Origin of the sequence: Sorangium sp. So ce296, assembly GCF_051529605.1 — a bacterium.
Taxonomy (GTDB): Bacteria; Myxococcota_A; Polyangia; order Polyangiales; family Polyangiaceae; genus Sorangium; species Sorangium cellulosum_D.
The window spans coordinates 8,866,616-8,889,298 of the sequence record NZ_CP150325.1 but is presented as its reverse complement, the minus strand read 5'-3'; the positions used below and the strand labels follow the sequence as shown (position 1 = coordinate 8,889,298).

The window sequence follows — 22,683 nt, the reverse complement described above, 5'->3', positions numbered from 1 at the left end:
GCGATGGAGATCTCGGCACGAACCCATGACGCTGGATTCAGGCGGCCGCAAATGATGCATAGCTGGAAGCTGCCCGCCGGGGCTCCGTCCGAGATGCGTGGGAGCGCGGGGGCGAGCGGCAATGCGAAAGCGGCGCGCGGCAGCGCGAAAGGCGCGTGCCAGCGCACGCAAAGCTGCGCAGCAACCAGCGCGGCAGAGCTGCGCAGCCACCAGCGCAGCGTGCGCCAGACGCAGAGACCCTCCAGACCGGATAAACCGGCACCGGAAGGCCCATGACCTGAAATGAGGGTGCTCCGGATATCACGGGAAGGAGGGAGGACGCAAAGCGTCTTCCGTCTCCCTGCCTTCCCGTGATCCCCTTCGAGCTACGATGGGATCGCTCCCGCTCCCTCCGCATTGCGGGTCGGGAGCGGGAAACGCATCAAGGACGCGCTCGGCTCAGGCGCCTTCGCCGCCAGCGCCGCCCTCACCAGCGCCGCCCTCGCCGCCGGTGCCGCCACCCGCGCCGCCGGTGCCGCCACCCTCGCCGCCCTCGCCGCCGGTGCCGCCACCCTCGCCGCCCTCGCCGCCGGTGCCGCCACCCTCGCCGCCCTCGCCGCCGGCGCCGCCGGTGCCGGTCGTCGCCGCGCTGGTCGTCGTGGTGGTGGTCGTCGTGCTGTTGCCGGTGTCCTCGTCATCGCCGCATCCGGCGCCAATCATCATCGTAGCGCCAAGCAGCAGCGCGCTCGCAAAGATGCTCATCGAAGCTTTCATGTACGTTCTCTCCCTTGGGTTGTTCCCCCCCAAAGAATCGCGCGGCACAGCCACACGCCGATCACCGCTCCACACCGCCAAGGCGACTCGATTCACGCCGAAAATCGCGCGAATGTGCGCTCGCAAGACGCGCGAGCGCCCTCACCTGCAATGGTTCGGTGTCGGCTACATGGTGATTCCGTTATTGTGGATGATAGGCCACCATACTGGATTACGCAAGCTTTTTGTCTCACTGCATCATCGTTGCATGTGCGCGGCCCACCGCGAGCCCCCGCCGGTCAAGCACATTCGCCGATGCGCGCTCGAGCGCATGTGAAGTATCGAGAGCGACTGCGCTTGACGCGGCATCTGCTATAACGGATAAACCTCCAGAGGTGAAGCCCCATGAGCCCATGCGTGCTCGCGTGCGCGTGCTCGACGTCGAGGAGCACCGCCGGCGCGCAGCGCGCGACCGCTGCCCGGCCGCGGTGCGGGTGCGCTTCGTCCGGCTCCCCGCGTCGGGGCTGGCTCGCGTGTGGCCCAGGGGGACATGTTGCGCGGAGCGAACTGCAAGTCCCAGGCCTACCGCTCGTCACGCCTCGGGGCTCCATGTCCGTGGTCGCCGTCGATGGACGAGCCCGCGGACACTGAGGCCGCCAGGCGCCGGCCCCGGCAGCTGTCGTGTCGTTCTGCCCGCCTCCTGGATGGCCGCGTGATGGGGCCGCTCAGGTCGAGCGGTCCGGGAAATCACGGATGGGAGTCTGCGGGACCGGCCTGACGAGGGCCCTTGTCCGGCTCATGAGCGCGGGCTCACCGGACGAGACTCGATATCGATCCCGCTCGCCCGCTCGAGCTCGCTCGGGCGCGGCCGTCGAATCAGGTGTCGTGTGCGAGCGCAAGGGGCGCGACGGCGCTCCTGACCAGCGACGCTCGCTCACCGCACGGCGCGTCCCCGGCCGGCCGAACGACAGTGCGGGAGTCGCCCGGCCGCCCTCCGCTCCCCTCGCCCGTCACGGGTTGATCTCGTCGCTAGAGCCTCGCTCCCAGGGGCAGGTGAGCTCGCCGGCGCGGGCTCTGGCCGCGAGGCTCGCCACGGCGGCCACCAGGGCCGCCGGCTCGATCGGCTTCGTGGCGTGCATGTGGAAGCCGGCGTCGAGCGCGCGCTTCTGATCCTCCTTGCGAGCATACGCCGTCAGCGCCAGCGCGGGCAAATCTCCGCCGGCGTGCGGCGGGCGCTGACGGATGGTGCGGATGAGCTCGTAGCCATCCTCGCCCGCCATGGCGATGTCGCTTACGAGCACATGCGGGCGAGCCACGCAGAACGCGGCGAGCGCCTCGCTGGCCGAGGCCACGGCCGTCACCTCGGCGCGGTGCTGCGAGAGCACCTCCTGGAGGAGCTCCCTGGCGTCCGCGTCGTCCTCGACGAGCAAGACGTGGAGCCCGCCGAGATCGGAGGCGGCCTCCGGCGGCGAGAACGAGCGCGAGCGACCCTCCTTCGCAGGCGCCGCCAGCGAGCTGCGCTCGACCCCGAGGAGCGGGAGCCGGACCACGAACGTCGACCCCTTCTGCAGCCCAGGGCTCTCGGCCACGACCGAGCCGCTGTGGGCCTCGACGATGTGCCGCACGAGCGACAGCCCGATGCCGAGCCCCGCGTGCGTCCTGCGGCTCGTGCTGTCGGCCTGGCGGAACCGCTCGAAGACGAAGGGCAGGAAATCCGGCGCGATCCCCTCGCCCGAGTCGCGCACCGTGAGCTCCGCGTAGGCGCCGGCCCGCCGGAGCGAGACGAGGATATGGTCCCCGGGGCGCGTGAACTTGAGGGCGTTGGACGTGAGGTTCGAGACGACCTGCTGCAGCCGATCCGCGTCGCCGTTCACCTCGACGAGGGGGTCGAGCGAGACGTCGATCGTGAGCCCCTTCGCCTCGGCGGCCGGCCGGATCGCGTCGATGGCGATCTCCACGACGGGCGCGAGCGCCATGGGCGCCGCGCTGATGCGCAGCTTGCCCGTCGCGACCCGGGAGACGTCGAGGAGATCCTCGATGAGCTTCGTCTGCGCGGCCACGTTGCGCTCGATCACCTCGAGGCCGTGCGACACCCGCTGCTCGTCGAACGGCTCGCTGCGCAGGAGGTGCGTCCAGCCGAGGATCGCGTTGAGCGGGCTGCGCAGCTCGTGGGAGAGCGTGGCGAGGAACTCGTCCTTCAGGCGGTTCGCCTCGCGCGCCTCGGCGTGCACGCAGTTCTGGATGGCGATGGACGCGAGCTGGGCGAGCTGCACGAGGACCGTCTCGTCGTCGTCGGAGAACTCGCCGTCGCGCCGGTCCGAGAGCTGGATGGTCCCGATGTTCTGGCCGTCGGCCGCGGTGAGCGGCGCGGCGAGGTACCCCCGCGGCGGCGGCCTCTGCCCGCCGTCGTCCAGCCACTCCGGGTGCTGCGAGAGCTCCAGCTGCGTCATCCGGAGGGGCCGGTTCCTGCCGCACACGTACGCGCACAGCTTGCCGGCGATGGAGGGCGGCGCCTCCTGCTGGAACGTGGCGTACCGCTCCGAGAGCGACACCGCGGTCCGCGCCCGCTCGCCGGGCCTCTCCAGCTTCACGAGCGTCATGGCGTGATGGGCGCAGCCGACGTCGCGCGCCGCCTCCGTGATCGCCGCGACCATGGCGTCGAGCGACAGGGCCGAGTTGATCGTGAGCGCGGCGCGGTTGAGCCGCTGGAGCTGCTCCGCGTGGGCGCGCAGCGACTCCGCCTGGAGCTTGATCTTCTGTGTCTTCTTGAAGAGATCGACGAAGACAGACACCTTGGTGCGGAGGACCTCGGGGGCGAACGGGGTCATGATGTAATCGACGGCCCCGAGCGAATAGCTGCGCTCGACATAGACGCGATCGTTGTGCGCCGTCAGGAAGATGATCGGGGTGTGCAGCGTGCTCCGCCGCTTGCGGATGAGCGTCGCGGTCTCGAAACCGTCTATCTCCGGCATGTTGATGTCGAGGAGGACGACCGCGAACTCCTCCTGCAAGAGGCAGCGGAGCGCCTCCCTGCCGGACGACGCCTTGATGACGTTCTCGCCGAGCGGAGCGAGGACAGCCTCCAGGGAGAGCAGCTGCTCAGGCCTGTCGTCAACGACGAGGATGTTGACCCTGCCTACTTCTGCCCTCATCCCGCGTCTCCTTGCCCTCCTGCCCGGCGTCAGCGCCGCGGCCAGCCTCGCAGCATCCTCAGGAACTCTTCTGTGTCCACCGCTTTCGGGCGGCGCCCGCCGCGCCTGCTCCAGGGTTCCGATCGAGGAGGCCCATGGAGACGATGTGGGCCGAGCGGCGCAGCGCGACCGCGCGACCGAGGACGGAGCCGCGCTGCGTCGCCACCGGGCGGCTGCCGGCGCCGCCGCCCACGCGCCGGGAGGCACCCCCGGCGGCGGTCGATCGCGCGCCGACCGCGCTCCCGGCGCGATCGGCCGCGGAACGCTCGGCCTCCTGCGCATGGCCGCTCCGTTGATCCATTCCAGCCCTCCCTGAACTGCACTGACGAGCCCGTATCGTAGTCGAGGCGCGCTCTTACCCGCGACCCAGGGCTGGCCTGCAGTGACAATAAGGGGGCTCCCGATGCTGCTGCATGATCCCCGCACACCGACCCTACACCGAAGTGCGGCGGCGTGGAAAGAGGATTTCGCGGCGACCTGGAAGGAGCGCTCCGTTCGGAGTTTCCGCCCGTGAGGTCCCGAGAGGCCCCGAAAGGTCGTGAGGGAGATCGCGAATCGAGAGAGACCACGAAGGAAACCCGCGCGAAACACGCCTGAACCGCGAGAGGCGAAATCGATGCGCAGACTGGCTAAGTGGAAGAGCGCCGCTCCTGCAAGGAACGCGAGTGCCGGAGGATCACCTCGAACACCTCGGCGACCCCGTCGGCGTCCAGGCCGAGCTCGGCGGCGCGGCGGCGGCGCGACTCCATGAGGCGCGCTTCGCGCAGGGGATCCCGGACGGCGGCGCCGATCGTGGCCTTGGCCCGGGCGGCGCGCTGGACGAGCTCGGAGCGGCGCGCGAGCAGCTCGACGAGCTCCAGATCCAGCTCGTCGATGAGCTCCCGCGTCTCGCGGAGCTCGGGAGAGAGCGAGCCGAGATCCGGGATCGAGAGCGCGGCGAGGTCCTCGGGCGCGGCGTCCTCGGTCGGGATGTCGAGGCTGCGATCGACGGCGAGGAGCGCGTTGATGAGCCGGCGGCGCGCCTCGCCCGCGAAGGGGTTCTCGCGGTGCAGCGCCGCGAACAGGTGCCCGGCGTCGACGCGCACCGTCTCGATCGTGTGCGCGATGCCCTGGAACGAGGGCGGCGCGTACGGCGCGCCGGCCGGCACGCCGGCGTCGAGCATGCCCTTCGCGATGAAGAACGCGAGCGCGTGCGTGAAGGCCATCACCCGGTCGTGCTCCTCCGGGGCCTGCTCCAGCACCTGACACCCGATCCGCTCGAACAGCGCGGCGACCTGGCGCACCGCGTCCGGGTGGGCCGGGTTCGGGCAGACGACAACGCGCAGCGGGCGCTCGCCGCGGGCGAGGCTCGCCGGGCCGAAGAGGGGGTGCGTCGCCACCCAGGGCTGGCCTTCGCCGAGCACCTCGGCCATGGCGCGCGCCGGCACGGCCTTCACGCTGCCCACGTCGGCCACGACCTGCCCCGGCGCGAGGTGCGGCCGCAGCGAGGCGAACGCCTCGCGCATCGCCGGCACCGGGACGGCGACGAGGACCAGGTCCGCGCCATCCACGAGTTCCGGGAGCGAGCCGGCCCGCGCGGCGCCGTGGATCTCGGCGCCGGGGTCGAGCGCGCGCACCGCGATCCCCGCGTCGCCCAGCAGCGACCCGAGCGCCGCGCCGAAGCGGCCATACCCGAGGAATGCGACCTTGCCGATGCGCCGGGGCGGAGCGGAACCGCCCCCGGACTGTGGGAGAGAATGCGGCATGCGACGGATACTACGACAGCCGGTGTAGTCCGACGTCACGTTTTCTCGGCGCGGCCGCGAGGTGCAGCGCGCGCGAAGGCGCGGGCGCCCGGCGTCGACGGGGCGGCCCGCCCGGCTCCTCGCTGCCGCCCCGCGCGAGCTCCGGCGGCGATCCTCGACGGGGTCGCGGCGGCGCGATCAGCGCAGGCTCATTTGAGCTGCGCCGCGGCCACGCCGAGGATCGCGAGCAGCGACGCGAGGGCCGCGAGGATCGCGAGGCGCGTCGTGGGTCTCCCCAGGAGCGACGTCGCCTGCGGGAAGGTCCGCGAGAGCGCCGGCGCGCCCGGCTCGGCGCCCTGCAGCAGGCGCGGCGCGGGGCGCTGCTTCGCGTTGAGCCCGAGCCCGATCGTCGGGAGCGAGGCGCGTGGGCGCGGCGGCAGCGTCGCGCCGAGGATGCGGGCGGCGCGCTGCGCGTAATCCTGGCTGCCCACCGGCGCGTGAGGGGCGAGCGCGATCGCCAGCTCGGCCACGTTCGCGGGCCGCCGCGCCGGCTCCTTCGCGAGGCAGCCGAGGAGCACGCGCTCGACGGCGGGGGGAATGTCGGGCCGGAGCGCGCTCGGGAGCGCCGGCTCGGCGCTCGCGACGCGCAGCGCGAGATCGGCGGGCGAGCTCGCCGCGAAGGGCGGCTGCCCCGTCAGGAGCCGGTAGAGGATCGCGCCGAGCGACCAGATGTCGGCGCGCGCATCGACAGGGCGCGACGGCTGCAGCTGCTCCGGCGCCACGTAGAGGGAAACGCCGAGCCCCTCCTGCGCCGCCGCGCCGCCGTCGCCCGCGGAGGACGGCTCCGACGAGATGCCGACCTCGAGCACCTTGAGGAGCGTCGCCCCGCCGGCGGTCGTCGTGAGGAACAGGTTCGCCGGATCGAGGTTGCCGTGCACGATGCCCGCGGCGTGCGCCTCGGCCATCGCCACGCAGGCCTGCAGCACGTAATCGATGGCCTCCGAGATCTCGAGCTGGCCGCGGTCGCGGAGCAGCTCGGCGAGGTCGCGGCCGTCGAGGTGCTCCATGACCAGGTACGGGACGCCCGAGTCGAGCTGGCCGACGTCGAGCACCCGCGCGACGTGCTCGCCCCTGAGCCGCACCGCCGCGCGCGCCTCCCGGAGGAACCGCTCCACGAGCGCAGGGCTGGAGTCGCCGATCAGGAGCTTGATCGCGACCCGCTCGGGCTGGACGAGGTGGCTGGCGTCGACCACCACCCCTTTCCCGCCCCTGCCCAGGACCCGGTCCACCCGGTACTTCTCGGCGATCACGTCCCCTGCGACCACAGGTGCGTTCATCGAAGCTCCCCGCTGCGCGCACCGGCGCGGGTGCAGCGGCCCACCCCGGACATGCGCAGCTTCATTCTATCACCTTCGCTCGCTGGAATGATCGAGGTCGAGCAGCCTGCGCGCTCGCCCGGAAGCGCGGAGCAGCGCGCTGCGCGGAGCCGCGCGAGCAAGCGTGCGCCGCGAGGGACCGGACGGGATACATCGAGCGCCCGTTCCACGGAGTTCGATCCAAAGGGCGCCAAGGTGCCCAAAGGCGCCCAGGGTGCGCCGGCGCCTCGCGCGCTGCGCGTCGGCAGAGCCCAGCTGGACGAGCGACCGCTCGCCGCTCGAATGAGCGTTGAGCCCGGCGGTCGGCCGATCGAGCGTCATCGAGCGTCGATGCGCCGAGAGGGCCGCGTGGCTGCCCGCCCGGCCCGAAGGGCCGAAGAGGGTTGAAGCCGAAGTGGAAGCGTGGACCGGTGTTCCCGCGGCGTCGTGAGACCGAGGCCTCTCGACTAGCGCACACACGCACCCGGCTTTATGATCCCGTGAAGTGCGCGAGGGGGACGCGTGTGACTCGGGCGGAGACGACCGAGATTCACCGCTGCGGCCGCTTTCGGCTCCGCAGGCTCACGCTCGCCGGCAGGACGGTCGTGCAGAAGACCGTCCGCGGGACCCCTCCGGCCCCGGGCGCCGCGGCTTTGCTGCTGCGCGAGCACGCCTTCCTGCGCCGGCTCGACGTGCCGGGGATCGCTCGGCCCCTCGCCCTGGAGGGCCCGGAGAGCGCGCCCGCGCTCCTCCTCGAGGACGCGGGCCCCGAGGATCTGGAGCGGCGGATCGGCCGAGGGCCGCTCGCGCTCGACGCGTTCTTCCACGTCGCCGTCGCGCTCGCCGACGTCTGCGCGCGCATCCACGCGGGCGGCGTCGTCCACCGCGCGATCGCCCCGAGCCGCGTCGTCCTCGGCGCGGATGGGCAGGTCACCCTCGTCCATTTCGCCGACGCGGCCGAGCTCACGAGCGCGCCCGGCGCCGTGGAGCTCGAGAAGCTGAAGGCGCTCCCCTTCCTGTCCCCCGAGCAGCTCGGGCGCACGGGCCGGTTCGTCGACACGCGCTCGGACCTGTACGCGCTGGGGGCGACCTTCTACGCCATGCTCATCGGCGCGCCGCCGTTCCAGGAGCTCGATCCGCTCGCGCTCGTGCACGCCCACATGGCGAGGAGCCCCGTGCCCGCGCACGCGGTGAGCCCCTACGTGCCAGCGGCGCTCTCCGAGATCGTGCAGCGGCTCCTCGCCAAGATGCCGGAGCTGCGGTACCAGAGCGCCGAGAGCCTCGCCCAGGACCTGCGCGAGGCGCGGCGGCGATGGCTCGCCGCGGGCGACGTCGCGCCGTTCGAGCTCGGCCGCCTCGACCTCGCGCGGCGGCTCCCGCTGCCCGAGCGCCTGTTCGGGCGCGCGCGAGAGCTCGCCGCGCTGCGCGACGCGCTCGCCCGCGCCGCGGAGGGCCGGACGGAGCTCGCGCTGGTGACCGGAGATGCGGGCATCGGGAAGACCGCCCTCGTCAGGGCGCTCGGGAGCGCGGTCGCCGAGCGGGGCGGGCGGTTCATCGAGGGCAAGTTCGATCTGCGCGCCGCCAACGTGCCCTACGCCTCGCTGGCGGAGGCGCTCCGCGGCCTCGCGGCCGCGCTCCGCGCCGAGCCGGAGGACAGCCGCGCAGCGCTCAGGGAAGCGGCGAGCGCGCCCTGCCGCGCGCTCGCCGAGCTCTGCCCGGAGCTCGCCGACCTGCTCGCCGCTCCGCCCGAGCTGCCCGCGGCGGATCCGAGGCGCGCGGAGAGCCGCTTCCTGCTCGCGATCCAGGGCTTCGTGCGCGCGGTGGCCGCCCAGCGGCCGCCGCTCGCGATCTTCCTCGACGATCTCCAGTGGACCGACGCCGCGTCGCTCCGCGTCCTGCGCGCGCTGGCCGCGGATCCAGGCAGCCGCCACGTGCTGCTGATCGCGGCGTACCGGCCGAAGGAAGTCGGCCTCACGCACCCGCTCCAGGGCGCGCTGGAGGAGCTCCGGCAAGCCGAGATCCCGACCACCCGCGTGCCGCTCGGCCCCCTCGACGCCGAGGCGATCGTCGCGCTGCTCGCCGGCGCGCTCCGCTGCGAGCCGGAGCGGGCGCGGCCGCTCGCGGAGCTCATCCTCGTCAAGACCGCGGGCAACCCGTTCTTCATCCGCCAGCTCCTCCGATCGCTCCAGGAGAAGCGGCTGCTCCTCTTCGACGCGGGCCGCTCGACGTGGACGTGGGACCTCGGCCGGATCGAGCGGGTCGGGGCCACCGACAACGTGGTCCAGCTCATGGCGGAGTCCGTCCGCAAGCTGCCCGAGGAGGCGCAGGAGCTCCTGCAGATCGCGGCGTGCATCGGCAAGCGCGCGGCCCTCGAGATCGTCGCGGCGGTGTCGGGACGGTCCGTCGACGAGGCGCTCGCGTCGCTCGGCAAGCCGCTCTGCGAGGGCCTCCTCCTGCCGGACAGCGCGCGCGAGCGCGGCGCGGAGCTCGCGATCCGGTTCGCCCATGATCGCGTCCAGCAGGCCGCCTACGAGCTCGCGCCGGCGGAGCGGCGGGGGCAGCTGCACCTCGAGATCGGCCGCTTCCTCCTCGAGGCCTCCCCGGGCGGCGGCGCGGAGGGCGCGCTGTTCGACGCCGTGGACCAGCTGAACCTCGGCCCGGCGCCGCTCGATCCGGAGCAGCGCGGCCGCCTCGCGGAGCTGAACCACCGCGCCGGCCTCAAGGCGCGACGCGCCGCGGCCTACGGCCCGGCGCTCGCGTACTTCCGCAGCGGCCTCCGCCTGCTGCCCGAGGGCGCCCCTCGCTCGTGCTACGCGCTCTGGTTCTCCCTCCACCGCGACGCGGCGGAGTGCGCCGCGCTGACCGATCAGCACGCCAGGGCCCGCGCGCTCGTGGAGGAGGGGCTCCGCCACGCGGCGTCGATCCCCGAGCGGGTCGACCTGGAAGCGCTCCGGATCATGAGCGCGACGATCACCGGCGAGCACGATCTGGCGCTCGGCTGGGGGCGCGACGCGCTGCGCGCGCACTTCGGGGTCGAGCTGCCCGCGGCGGATCTCGACGAGGAGATCGCGGCGCAGCGGCGGGCCATCCGCGCGCACCTCGGGGCGCGCTCGCCCGAGTCGCTCGTCGACCTCCCGCGCGCGACCAAGCCGGAGGAGCGGGCCCACATGAAGCTCCTCGCCGAGATGGTCGCCCCCGCCTGGTTCGCGGACCGGAAGCAGCTCTTGCTCCTCACCTCCCTCGGCGTCCGCCTCGCGCTGGAGCACGGCAACGCGAGCGCGTCGATCCTCCCCTACGCAGGGCACGCGATGCTCCTGGCGGCCGAGGGCGAGCTCTGGTGCGCCCAGGGCTTCGGCCGGCTCGCCGTGGAGCTCGCGCAGAGGTTCGAGGATCGCGCCCAGGAGACGATCGCCCGGTACATGGTCAACGAGTTCGTTCGCCCGTGGGTCGCCCCGCTCGCCTCGAGCGCGGGGTCGTTCCGCGAGATCGTCGCGCTGGGCCTGTCGTCCGGCGAGCTCCGCTTCGCCTCCTACGCGCGCACCGGGCTCGTGGAGCACTCGTTCGCCGCAGGGATGGAGCTCGATCGCGTGCTGGTCGATCTGAACGACGCGATCGCGTTCAGCCGGCAGACCGGCAACAGGTCGACGCTCTTCTACCAGCTCGCCTACCGGCAGACGATCCGGTGCCTCAAGGGGCTGACGAGGCGCCGAGGGGCGGCCGACGACGCCGAGTTCGACGAGACGGCCTTCTTCGAGGCGGCGCAGAGGGAGCCGCCGGCGAGGTGCGTGTACCATATCCTGCGCCTCCAGGCCTCTTACGCGTACCGGGACCTGGCGCAGGCCACCGCCCACTCCGACGCGGCGGTCCCGTGCATCCACTTCATCAGCGGCTACATCCCCGAGTGCCAGCACGCGCTGTACACCGCGCTCACCCTGCTGCAGCGGTGCGATGAGGCCGACGAGCCGGAGCGGGCCGCGCTGCTCGCGCGCGCGGCCGACCTCCGGCGCGTCCTGCAACGGTGGGAGTCGGGCTGCGCGGAGAACTTCCTCCCGCGGCGGCTCCTCGTCGACGCGGAGATCGCCCGCGTCGAGCGCGAGCTCGAGCTCGCCGGCGCGCGGTACGACGAGGCCGTCGACGCGGCGACGCGCGCGGGGTTCCTTCAGCTGTCGGCCCTCGGCAACGAGCTGGCCGGGCGCTTCTACCACGGGCTCGGGCGGGCGCGGATCGCGGCGCTGTACCTGCGCGCCGCGCGGCAGGGGTTCGCCCGGTGGGGCGCCTCCGAGAAGGCGCGCGCGCTCGCGGACGAGTTCGGGCTCTCCGGGCCCTGCGAGGAGCCCGAGCTCGCCGAGGAGCGGCTGCCGGCGGTCGCCCTCGACGCGCTCAGCCTGCTCAAGGCCGCCGAGACGCTCTCCGGAGAGATCGTGCTCGATCGGCTGCTCGAGAAGCTCCTCGGCGTCTGCCTGGAGGCCGCCGGCGCGCAGCGCGGGGCGCTCGTGCTCGAGGAAGAGGGGGAGCTCTTCGTCCGGGCCCTCGGGTCCGTCGCCGCCCCGGTCTCCATCGAGCGCGCGCCGCTCTGCCGGTCGCGCGAGGTCCCGCGGCGGGTCGTCGAGCACGCGCACCGGGCGCAGGAGACCCTCGTGCTCGACGACGCGGCCAGCGAGCCGGAGCAGGGCCGCGATCCCCGCTTCGCCGACGGCGGCTCGAGGTCGGTCCTGGTCCTGCCCATCCGGCGGAACGAGGCGCGGCTCGGGGTGGTCTACCTCGAGAACGACCTCACCACGCAGGCCTTCACGCGCGACCGCGTCCACGTGCTGGAGCTCCTGTCGGACCAGATCGCGATCGCCCTGGAGAACGCCCGCCTTTACCGCGAGGCGCAGCACGCGATCCGCGTGCGCGACGACTTCCTCAGCGTCGCGTCGCACGAGCTCCGCACGCCCGTCACCTCCCTGCGCCTCGGCATCCAGGCGCTGCTCCGGCGCAACGGCCACGCGCCCGACGATCGCGTCGGGCGCGCCCTGCACAGGCTGGATCGGCAGGTGCAGCGGCTCACCCGGCTGATCGACGATCTCCTGGACGTCTCGCAGCTCCACACCGGCCGGCTGGAGCTGCACGTCGAGCCGGTCGACCTCGCGGAGGTCGTGGACGAGGTCGTGGAGCGGCTCGGCGAGCGCGTGGCGCAGTCGGGCTCGCCCCTGAGCGTGCGCGCCGAGCCGTCGATCGTGGGGTCGTGGGACCGGAGCCGGCTGGAGCAGGTGGTGTCGAACCTGCTCGACAACGCCCTCAAGTTCGGCGCGGGCAAGCCGATCGAGATCACGGTGGCGCGGAAGGGCGGCGCGGCGGAGCTCGTGGTGCAGGATCAGGGCATCGGGATCCCGGCCGCGCGCCTCCCCTACGTGTTCGAGCGGTTCGAGCGCGCGGTGTCGAGCCGCCACTTCGGGGGGCTCGGGCTCGGGCTCCACGTCGTGAAGACCATCGTGGAGGCGCTCGGCGGCGCGGTGCGCGTCGACAGCCGCCAGGGCGAGGGCGCGCGCTTCACGGTGGAGCTGCCCTGCGAGCCGCCGGCCGCGAGCCGGACGGCGCCGGCGTCGCTCGGCGGCCCGGGCCCCTGACGCGCGCCGGCCCGGGGACCGCTACGGCCTGCGCGCCGGCGGCTGTGGGACCATGAGGATGTACGGCGTCTCCGGCTCCTCTCCCGGCGGCACCGCCTGCGGCGCGCGGGCGCCCTTCGCGCCGAGGCTCCGGATGAAGCGGTACATCGCCACGAGGTCGCGCTCGTGCATGGTGGCGTAGTTGAGCCAGGGCATCGGCGGGCGCCCGACGGCCGCGCGGAACATTCTCACCCACGCGTCCTCGCTGAGGTCCTGGACGGAGAGCCGGAGGTTCGCCGCGTAGCTCGTCCCCCACGGACCGCGGTAGCCGACGCCGTTGCCCGTCAGCCACTCCGAGGCCGGGAGCCTGCCGCTCGATCGATCCCAGCCCGGCGTGTGGCAGTCGTTGCACCCGCCCACGAGGATCAGGTAGCGGCCCGCCTCCTCCGGGCTCGCCGCGGTCACGTGCGGCGTGGCGGGCGGCTGAGCACAGTCGGCACAGCCGATCACCGCCGCCAGCGCCGCGCCCGGCAGCCCGCGCACAGCCCGGCGCGCCGCGCGCAGCCGCGCGGCGGAGGACCTCGATCCAGCGCGCATTTCCCTCTCCAGCCCGGCCATTTCATCCGCCGTGCAGCGCGCATACCCGGCCGCGGCGCCGCGCCGGACGGAACGCGCCCGCCGCCGCCCGGGCGCGCCGAGCCGGCTCACCGGCGGCCCGCGCGGGCCGCCCTGCGCGGCGCCGCCATGAGCGGACGGAGGCCGTTCACGCAGGCGAGGACCGCGGAGCCGTTGTTCATGAGCGTCGCCGCGACCGGGTTGAGGAGGCCGGGGATCGACAGCGCGTACGCGACCGCGTTCACGGCGAGCATCATCGAGAAGTTCTGGTGGATGATGCGCATCGCGCCGCGCGAGATGTCGATCGCCTCGACGAGCTTCGACAGGTCGTCCTCCACGAGGACCACGCCCGCCGTCTCCCGGGCGATCTCCGCGCCCGCGGACACGCTGATGCCGATGTCGGCGTACGAGAGCGCCGGGGAGTCGTTGATGCCGTCCCCCACGACCGCGACCGTGCGGCCCTCCTGCGTCAGCCGCCGCGTGATCTCCGCCTTGTCCTCGGGCAGCATCTCCGCGAAGTACCGCGTGATGCCGAGCTCGAGCGAGACCTGCCGGGCCACCTCGCGGCTGTCGCCCGTCAGCATGACGATGTCGTCGATCCCGCGCTCGCGCAGGCTCCGGATGGTCGCGCGGCTCTCGGCCCGGATCGCGTCGCGGTAGGCGAGCGTGGCGACGTGCCGCCCGTCGACGGCGAGGAAGAGGAGCGACTTCGCCGTCGCCTCGAGCGCCTGCCTCGCGCCGGCCTCGGCGCGGCACGAGACGCCGAGCTCCTCGATGAAGCGCGGGCTGCCGAGCTGGACGACCTTGCCGAAGACCCTGGCCTGCACGCCCCGGCCGACGAGGTAGCGGGACTCCTCCCGGTCCGGGATCGACAGCCGCCACGCCTCGGCGAGGCGGAGCACGGCCTGCGAGACGGGGTGCGTCTGCCGCGCGGAGACCGCGGCGGCGAGCGTCGCCGCCTCGCGCTCGGGCAGGGCGTCGTGGACGAGGAAGTCGGTCACCTCGGGCACGCCGGAGGTCAGCGTGCCGGTCTTGTCGAACACCACGGTCGACACCCGCGCGAGCTTCTCGATGTACGCGCCGCCCTTGATGAGGATGCCGCGCCGCGCCGCGGCGTTCATCGAGGCGAGCACCGTGGTCGGGGCCGAGACGCGCGGGCCGGTGCCGAAGTCGATGGTCAGGATGGCGGACACGCGGCCGAGGTCCCGCGTCGCCGCGAGCACGACCGCCGAGCACGCGAGCGCCGGCGGGACGAGCCGGTCCGCCACCACCTCCGCGTAGTTCTGCGCGCGCGTCTCCAGCGCGGGCGCGTTCTCGATGAGCCGCGCCGTGCTCGCGGCGGTCGTGTCGCCGCCGACGCGCTCGGCGCGGATGTACAGCTTGCCGTCCTTGATGACGGTCGCCGCGAAGCAGCGGTCGCCGGGGCCCTTGAGCACCGGCATCGACTCGCCGGTCAGCGTCTGCTGATCGACGAGCCCCTCGCCGTCCGTGACCATCCCGTCGACCGGGATCACCGAGCCGGTGTAGACGACGAGGACGTCCCCCACGGCGAGCTCGGCCACCGGGACCTGCACCTTCGCGTCGCCGCGCACCACCCACGCGAGGTCCTGCTGGTAGCCGAGCAGGCCGCGGATCGCGCGCCGGGCGCGCGCCTGGGTGAGATCGCGGATGTGGTCGCCGAGCGTGACCAGCCAGATGATGCCGGCCGCGTTGATGGCGTCGCCGGTCGCGACGGCCGAGGCGATCGCCAGGCTGTCGAGCAAGTCGACGTTGAGCTTGCGCTGCCGCGCCACCGAGTGCCACGCCCGCTTGAAGATGGGCGCGCACGTCGCGGCGATGAACGGGTACGCGAGGAGCGGCGAGACGAAGCCGAGCGAGAAGAGCACGCCGGCGCTCGAGAGGTAGAGCGGGCGTTTCGCCATCGCCGACGCGCGGCGCGCCATCCTGGCGCCGCGCGCGGCGCGCAGCGCCCCCCGCGGGGCCGGCGCGGCGGAGGCCTCGGCCGCGGCGCGCACAATGGCGCCGACGTCGGCGATCCGCGGGTCGTGCTCGACGACGGCGCTCGACGCGCCCTCGGCGATGCGCACGGACAGGACCCCCGGCACGGCGGCGAGCCCCGCCTCGAGCAGCGGGCCGAACGCCTCGTCCCGCCCGATCCGCGGCAGCCGCAGGCGGACCCTGCCGGGGATCGCGTGGGCGACCGAGACCGCGCAGGTCCCGCTCGACAGGAGCGCTGCCATGGTCACCCCGCCTCGCCGCCGGCGGGCGCGCCCGAGCCCGCGAGGAAGCCCTGGATGCGGGCGTGGTTCAGCACCACGAAGGCGTCGACCCCGTACTTGATGAGCGTGATCCAGTGGGGCATGCTCGGGGAGCGCCGCAGCAGCACCTGGAGCACCCCGGAGCCGACGAGGACCGCCGGCACCAGGAGCTTGAGGTCGACCTGCGGCGGCGGGACGACCTGCGACGCCGCGTTCAGCCGGTCCGCGGCCTGGACCACGAGGCGCGCCGTCCGGCCGGGGCTCGGCGGCTCGGCGGGCGCCGCGCAGTGCGGCGGCGGGGGCGAGAGCGCGTCGAGCGGGTGACAGCCGCAGTCCGCGAGCTCCGGGATGCTCGCGAGCTCGGAGAGCACGGTCTCCAGCGGGACGTCGGGCTCGTGCTCGACCGTGAGGCTCCCGGCCCACGCGCTCGCCCGCGCTTCGATGACGCTCGGGCAGGCGCGCGCCGCCTCCGCGATCTCTTCCGCCCTCGCCGGGTCCCTGCGCAGCGCGGGGACCCCAAAGCGCACGCGCCCGACAACCCTGTGGATGATGACGACCCCTCGATCGCTCGGCATGGCTCACCTCCCGGCCGGCCGGGCCGGGTCACCGGAACACCCTCTCGTCAGGCCGCGGGCGGCTCGATCTCGGCGCGCGCGGGCGCCCGCACGCCGCCCACGCCGGCGCGCTGCTCTTGCCGGGCCATCTCCTCCCTCACCTCGGCGACGAGGTCGCCGAGCCGCTCCCTGCCCTCGCCGAGCGCGCTCTTGAGCGCGTCGGCGGCGGCGAACCCGAACCGCAAGGCCCTCTTGACGGTCGGACGGGTGATCCTGGTCAAGCTGGCGAGCCCCACGCCGATGATGATGCCGAACCCGAGGCGTTCCATCCCCCCTCCTCTCCTCGAAATCCACGACCGGCGGCGCGCGGCGGCGCCGCTGAAAGACAGAGCATCGGAATCACAGAGGCACAGCGAACACGGAGAGAGACAGAGGCGCTCTGTCCCTCCGTGCTCCTGTGGCTGGCTCCCTGGATTCTTGGCTGTTCGGGACGCTAGCGACGCGCGATGTCGGCGCCGCGCGGCCACGGCCAGGACGGGCGACGTCGCGCGTGCGGCGGCGCCGATTCCGGCAATCTGGGAGGGCGCCTTCGAGCGAAGATCACTGCTTCCGCGACTTCCGTGAGAGCACCCACGCATGATTTGTAACACCGTAGTCTCTCGATCGCCATGTACATTTCATGTCCACTCGACACCTGACTTGCGCGCTGACGGAGCGTCGGCGCTGTTCTGCGCTGTTCTGCACGGTTCCATACGGCCGCGCGCGAGCGTCCGAGGCGCGCCGCCGCGCCGTCATGTCAATGCGCGATCGGCGCGGGCAGACGGGGCGAGGCTGCGCGGGACCGCGCCGCGCCGGCCGCGGACGCCGGCGTGTCCGTCGCTTCCAGCCGGCGACCGACCGTGGTAAATTTGTGGACATGCAAGCGGGGCAGCACGAAGAGCCGGCGACGGAGAGCGGCGGCTCTCTGCTCGAGGAGCTCCTGGCGGAGACGGGGATCCCCCAGGCCAACGAGGCCTACCAGGACATGAAGCGCGGCGTGAAGGCCGCGCTCGACAGGGTGGCCGGCCGGCCGGACGCCGGCCCGGCGCTCGACAACGCCCTCATCGACCTGTGGATCGCCGAGATCGACCAGCGGCTCTCGCGCCAGATCGACGAGATCCTGCACCACCCGGTGTTCCAGCGGCTGGAGGCCGCGTGGCGCGGCCTCAAGTTCGCGGTCGATCGCATCGACTTCCGCGAGAACATCCGGATCGAGGTCCTCAACTGCTCGAAGGACGACCTGCTCGCGGATTTCGAGGACTCGTCCGAGATCGTGAGGAGCGGCCTTTACAAGATCGTCTATTCGTCGGAGTTCGGCTCCTTCGGCGGCAAGCCGTTCGCCGCCGTCGTCTCGAACTACGAGTTCGGCCCCGGGCCCCAGGACATCGCGCTCCTCCAGAAGTGCGCGGCGGTCGCGACGATGGCGCACGCGCCCTTCCTGGCCGTCGCGGGCCCGCAGTTCTTCGGGCTCGCGGACTACCGGAAGGTGCCGCACCTCGGCGACGTCAAGGCGCTCTTCGAGGGGCCGCAGTACGTGAAATACACCTCGTTCCGCGAGTCCGAGGACGCCCGCTACGTGGGCCTGCTCCTCCCCCGCTTCCTCCTGCGCCTGCCCTACGGGGCGAGCACCGTCCCGGTCCGGGCGTTCTCCTACGAGGAGGACGTCGTCGGCAACCACGCGGCGTATCTGTGGGGCGCCCCCACCTACGCGATGGCGACCCGGCTCGCCGAGAGCTTCGCGCGCCACCGCTGGTGCCTGCACATCATCGGCCCGCAGTCCGGGGGCACGGTCGAGGGGCTCACGCTCCACGAGTACGAGGCGCTGGGCGCCATCCAGACGAAGATCCCGACCGAGATCATGCTGACCGAGCGCCGCGAGTTCGAGCTCAGCGAGGAGGGCTTCATCGGCCTCACGTTCCGCAAGGACACGGACAACGCCTGCTTCTTCTCCGCGAACTCGGTGCAGAAGCCGAAGTTCTTCGGGCAGAGCGACGAGGGGCGCGCCGCGGAGGTCAACTACCGGCTCGGCACGCAGCTGCCCTACGTGCTCCTCGTCAGCCGGCTCGCCCACTACCTCAAGGTGATGCAGCGGGAACAGATCGGCACGTGGAAGGAGCGCGGCGATCTCGAGCGCGAGCTGAACAGCTGGCTGAACCAGTATGTCGCGGACATGGATGTCGTGTCGCCCGCCGTGCGCTCGCGCAGGCCGCTCCGCAAGGCGCGGACCACGGTGACCGAGGTGGAGGGGAGCGCGGGCTGGTACCGGGTGCACCTCGAGGTGCGCCCGCACCTCAAGTACATGGGGGCGTACTTCACCCTGAGCCTGATGGGGAAGCTCGACCGGGAGTGAGGCCGCCCGCGCCTCGGGCGACGGCGACCGAGGGCCGAGGGGGCGATGGCTGGCCTGCGTCGCGGGCTCCGCCCGGCCGGCGGTCGCTGTCCGCGCAGCGCGCGGTTCGTGGTAGAGCGCCGCATGCGCACGCAACGACCGCTCGCAGCCCCCCTCGCGATCACCCTGGCCCTCTCTGCGCTGCCGGCCTGCGGCCCGGCCGCGGGCCCGCCGCCGCCGCCCCCCTCGGCCGTGAAGGCGGCGGCCCCTCCGCCTGTGCCGCAGGGCCTCCCGATCGTCGAGACGAAGCTCGAGAACGTCGGGCTCGACGAGGCCGCGCTCGACCGCTCGGCCAACCCCTGCGAGGACTTCTATCAGTTCGCCTGCGGCGGATGGCTGGCGAAGACGGAGATCCCGGGCGACGAGGCCATGTGGATGCGGAGCTTCAACGAGATCGAGCAGCGCAACGAGGCGGAGCTCCGGCGCATCCTCGAGGAGGCGGCGCAGGCCGGCGACCGGGATCCGGTGAGCAAGAAGATCGGGGCCTACTACGGCGCGTGCGTCGACGAGGCCGCGATCGAGGCCGCCGGCGCGAAGCCGATCGCGGATCTCCTCGCCAAGGCGCGGCGGGTGCGCGACCCGAAGAGCGTCGGGGCGCTCGTCACCGAGCTCCACAGCCGCCGCATCTGGGCGCTGTTCGACATCGCCTCTGCGCAGGACATGAAGGACGCGACGCGCGTCATCGCCCAGCTCGACCAGAACGGGCTCGGCCTGCCGGACCGCGACTACTACCTGAACGAGGACGACAAGTCGAAGGCGCTCCGCAAGACCTATGAGGAGCACGTCGCGCGGATGATGCGGCTCGCCGGGGCCCAGGAGGCCGCGGCGAAGGCGGCGGCGGTCGACGTGGTGCAGATCGAGACCGAGCTCGCGAAGATCTCGAAGACGCGGGTCGAGCGGCGGGACCCGAAGGGCCTGTACAACAAGATGGATCGGGCGGCGCTCGCGAAGGCGGCGCCGGATTTCCCCTGGGATGCGTACTTCCAGGGTCTCGGCCGCCCGGACATCAAGGAGGTGAACGTGACCTCCGTCCGGTTCTTCGAGGGGCTCTCGCGGCTGCTCAAGTCGGCGAAGCCCGCCGCGTGGCAGAATTACCTGGCGTGGCACGTGGTGCGCTCCCTCGCGCCCGCGCTGTCCAAGGCGTTCGTCGACGAGACCTTCACGCTGCAATCGGCGTTCACCGGGCAAAAGGAGGTCCGGCCGCGCTGGAAGCGCTGCGTCGACGCGACCGACAACGCGCTCGGCGAGCTGCTCGCGCAGCCGTTCGTCAAGACGAGCTTCTCCGGCGAGAGCAAGCCCGCGGCCGAGGCGATGGTGCGCGCGATCAGCGAGGCGTTCGGCCGCGAGGTGCGGGCGCTCGACTGGATGGATGAGGGCACGCGGCAGCGCGCGCTCGCCAAGCTCGGCGCGATGGCGTACCTCATCGGGTATCCCGACAAGTGGCGGACGTACGATTTCGAGGTCGATCCCAAGTCGTACGCGAAGAACGCGCTGGCGGCGCGCGCCTTCCACACGCGGTGGGATCTCGGGAAGATCGACAAGCCGGTCGATCGCGACGAGTGGCAGATGAGCCCGCCCTCGGTGAACGCCTATTACGATCCGCAGCGCAACCACATGGTCTTCCCCGCCGGCATCCTCCAGCCGCCGTTTTACAGCGTGAAGTCGGGCGTCGCGGTGAACCTCGGCGGCATCGGCATGGTCGTCGGGCACGAGCTCACGCACGGGTTCGACGACGAGGGCTCGCAGTTCGACCAGAAGGGCAACCTGGAGGACTGGTGGTCGAAGGAGATCGCCGCGGCGTTCAAGGCGAAGACCGAGTGCGTCGAGGCGCAGTACTCGGGCTACGAGGCGCTGCCGGGGGTGAAGCTGAACGGCAAGCTGACGCTGGGCGAGAACATCGCGGACCTCGGGGGCCTGAAGCTCGCGTTCGCGGCGTACCGCACGATGCGCAAGGGCGCGGCGGAGCAGACGGTCGCGGGCGGGTTCACCGAAGATCAGCAGTTCTTCCTGGCGCACGGGCAGGCGTGGTGCGGCAAGATGCGCGACGAGGCGCTCCGGCTGATGGTGCAGGTGAACCCGCACTCGCCGCCGCGGTTCCGCGTGAACGGGCCGCTCGCGAACCTGCCGCAGTTCGCCGAGGCCTTCAAGTGCGCGCCCGGCACGCCGATGCGGCCGGCGAAGATGTGCTCGGTCTGGTAGCCGCGGCCGGCGTCCTTGGAGAGAGGAGGAACCATGATCCTGATTGGCCAGTACGACTCGCCGTTCGTGCGCCGCGTCGCCGTGGCGCTCCAGCATTACGGGCTCGCGTACGAGCACCGCCCGTGGTCGGTGTGGGCCGACGCGGAGTCCATCGCGAAGTACAACCCGCTCCGGCGCGTGCCCGTGCTCGTGACGGACAGCGGGGAGTCGCTCGTCGAGAGCGCGGCGATCCTCGACGCCCTCGACGACCTGGTGGGGCCCGATCGCGCGCTCCTGCCGCGCTTGGGCGAGGCGCGCCGCGCCGGGCTGCGGGTCTGCGCGCTCGCCACGGGGCTCGCCGACAAGGCGGTGAGCCTGCTCTACGAGCACGTGCTGCGCGCGGGCGACCGCCGCAGCCAGGTCTGGGTCGACCGCTGCGCCGCGCAGCTCGGCGAGACGCTCGATCTCCTGGAGCGCGAGCGCGCCGCCCGGGGCGGCGATTTCTGGTTCGGCGCCTTCAGCCACGCCGACATCGCGGTCGCCTGCGCGCTGCGGTTCATCGGCGAGGCGCACCCGTCCGTCACCGACGCGGCGAGGCGGCCGGCGCTGGCCGCGCACGCGGCCCGCTGCGAGGCGCTCCCGGCGTTCGCGGCGGTGGTCCAGCCCCTCCACGTGGCCGTGAAGGCCTCCTGACGCGCCCGCTTCGCCGCGCAGCTCCGGCCGCCCGACGCGCTCGCGAGGCCCTGCAGCCCCGGCCTCCCCCCCGGCGCGCTCACGTCGCCGGAGCCCCCGTGCACAGCGCACTGTACAAATCCTCAAGGACGCCGGCGGACGTGGCTTACCGACGATATCGCGCGGTGAGACAATCTAGCATGGATGAGAGACGTATTCGCATGGATCCTCTCTGAAGCCATGCCGATACTGCCCTGCATCCGGACGTAGCGAACACACCCACGCTCCGGGAGGAGAACGAGATGGGCACGAGCAACGGCAGCAGCGGCAAGAAGATCCTGGTCCTGGCCAGCACTGGAACGGTCGGAAAGCTCCTGGTCGAGCAGCTCACTTCGGCGGGGGAGCAGGTGCGCGCGGGGTCGCGCGACCCGGCCAAGGTGGCGCACGTGCGCGGCGTCGAGCCGGTGCGCTTCGATTATCGCGATCCCAACACCTTCGCCGGGGCCCTGGAGGCGGTCGACCGCGTGTTTTTGCTGTCGCCCTCCGGCGAGCTGGCGCAAGACGACCTGCTGCTCCCCTTCTTGAAGGCGGCGCTCTCCGGCGGTCAGCGGAAGATCGTGCTGCTGACCGCGTCCGGCGTGGAGTACGACGACAGCATCCCGCTGCGGAAGGTGGAGCTCTTCGTCGAGCGGTCGGGGGCGCCCTACGTGATCCTGCGCCCGACCTGGTTCTCGGACAACTTCCACACCTTCTGGCGCGCGCCGATCGTGCAGGCGGGCGTGCTGCCCATCCCGGCGGGGGAATCCCGGACGGCCTTCATCGACGCTCGGGACATCGCGGCATCGGCGGTCGCGGCGCTGCGATCGGACCGCTTCGACAAGCAGGCGTTCACGCTCACCGGCCCCGAGGCGCTCACCTACGCCGAGGCGGCGGCGATCCTGTCCAAGGTGTCGGGCCGGGCGATTCAGTATGTGAACGCGGACGACGCGTCTTTCATCCAGGGCGCGACGCGAGCGGGCCTATCCGAGGGGTACGCCCATTACCTCACGGCGCTGTTCGGGTTCGTGCGTCAGGGCGCGGCGTCGCAGGTCAGCCCGGGCGTGACCACCTTGATCGGCCGGGCTCCGCGCAGCCTGGCGCAGTACGCCCAGGACCACAAGGACGCCTGGAAGGCGTGAGCGCGGCGTAGCGGCGCGGACCGGAGGGCGCGAGGAGCGCCCTCCGCGCTCCGCGACAGCTCGCTCCGCCGAGGTGCAAGCCGGAAGAGCACGGCATGCAGCAAGAGGAGAGACCGCAAGGGCGCAAGGGGCGCAAGGGACAGAGTTGGAATTATATCCTTCTCTTCCCCTTGCGTCCCTTGCGCTCTTGCGGTCCTCCTCCCATGAACT

Annotated in this window: 13 protein-coding genes; 5 read left to right on the top strand and 8 right to left on the bottom strand. The window is 72.6% G+C overall.

Annotated elements, in window-relative coordinates:
- Positions 1-438 precede the first annotated feature (438 nt).
- The 4 genes from WME98_RS32875 to WME98_RS32860 form a co-directional block, all read right to left on the bottom strand.
- Positions 439-741 (bottom strand): hypothetical protein, encoded by a 303-nt coding sequence (locus tag WME98_RS32875; protein ID WP_437945649.1) that lies wholly within the window; start codon positions 739-741, stop codon positions 439-441.
- Between the two features lie 1,001 nt (positions 742-1,742).
- A complete protein-coding gene (locus WME98_RS32870; protein WP_437945648.1) occupies positions 1,743-3,884 on the bottom strand; it encodes a response regulator in 2,142 nt (713 codons plus the stop codon).
- A 668-nt stretch (positions 3,885-4,552) separates the two neighbouring features.
- Entirely contained in the window at positions 4,553-5,668 is a 1,116-nt protein-coding gene (locus tag WME98_RS32865) for a prephenate dehydrogenase/arogenate dehydrogenase family protein (RefSeq protein ID WP_437945646.1), read from the bottom strand.
- 188 nt (positions 5,669-5,856) lie between these two features.
- Complete coding sequence (locus WME98_RS32860) at positions 5,857-6,984, bottom strand: serine/threonine-protein kinase (RefSeq protein ID WP_437945645.1); 1,128 nt, start codon at positions 6,982-6,984, stop codon at positions 5,857-5,859.
- A 542-nt stretch (positions 6,985-7,526) separates the two neighbouring features.
- On the opposite strand from WME98_RS32860, the gene WME98_RS32855 reads away from it, so the two are divergent.
- Entirely contained in the window at positions 7,527-12,611 is a 5,085-nt protein-coding gene (locus tag WME98_RS32855) for a sensor histidine kinase (RefSeq protein WP_437945644.1), read from the top strand.
- 21 nt (positions 12,612-12,632) lie between these two features.
- Here the strand turns inward: WME98_RS32855 and WME98_RS32850 are convergent, their stop codons facing one another.
- The 4 genes from WME98_RS32850 to WME98_RS32835 all read right to left on the bottom strand — a co-directional run bounded on the left by WME98_RS32850 (position 12,633) and on the right by WME98_RS32835 (position 16,346).
- The gene (locus WME98_RS32850; RefSeq protein ID WP_061622284.1) at positions 12,633-13,187 is read right to left on the bottom strand and encodes a hypothetical protein; all 555 of its coding nucleotides are present in this window, start codon (positions 13,185-13,187) and stop codon (positions 12,633-12,635) included.
- A gap of 107 nt (positions 13,188-13,294) precedes the next feature.
- The gene (locus tag WME98_RS32845) at positions 13,295-15,445 is read right to left on the bottom strand and encodes a heavy metal translocating P-type ATPase (protein WP_437945643.1); all 2,151 of its coding nucleotides are present in this window, start codon (positions 15,443-15,445) and stop codon (positions 13,295-13,297) included.
- Between the two features lie 2 nt (positions 15,446-15,447).
- Positions 15,448-16,038: a hypothetical protein gene (locus WME98_RS32840; RefSeq protein WP_437945641.1), complete on the bottom strand. Its 591-nt coding sequence runs from the start codon at positions 16,036-16,038 to the stop codon at positions 15,448-15,450.
- A gap of 47 nt (positions 16,039-16,085) precedes the next feature.
- The gene (locus WME98_RS32835; RefSeq protein ID WP_437945640.1) at positions 16,086-16,346 is read right to left on the bottom strand and encodes a hypothetical protein; all 261 of its coding nucleotides are present in this window, start codon (positions 16,344-16,346) and stop codon (positions 16,086-16,088) included.
- A gap of 587 nt (positions 16,347-16,933) precedes the next feature.
- Here WME98_RS32835 and tssC point away from each other — a divergent pair.
- From tssC to WME98_RS32815, 4 genes are all read left to right on the top strand, one after another.
- Positions 16,934-18,406 (top strand): type VI secretion system contractile sheath large subunit, encoded by a 1,473-nt coding sequence (gene tssC, locus WME98_RS32830; RefSeq protein ID WP_437945639.1) that lies wholly within the window; start codon positions 16,934-16,936, stop codon positions 18,404-18,406.
- Between the two features lie 123 nt (positions 18,407-18,529).
- A complete protein-coding gene (locus WME98_RS32825; RefSeq protein ID WP_437945637.1) occupies positions 18,530-20,644 on the top strand; it encodes a M13 family metallopeptidase in 2,115 nt (704 codons plus the stop codon).
- 33 nt (positions 20,645-20,677) lie between these two features.
- Positions 20,678-21,316, top strand: coding sequence for a glutathione S-transferase family protein (locus WME98_RS32820; protein WP_437945636.1), 639 nt, complete (start codon positions 20,678-20,680; stop codon positions 21,314-21,316).
- A gap of 281 nt (positions 21,317-21,597) precedes the next feature.
- On the top strand, positions 21,598-22,473 hold the full coding sequence (locus WME98_RS32815; protein ID WP_437945635.1) for an SDR family oxidoreductase: 876 nt from the start codon (positions 21,598-21,600) through the stop codon (positions 22,471-22,473).
- Positions 22,474-22,683: the final 210 nt, after the last annotated feature.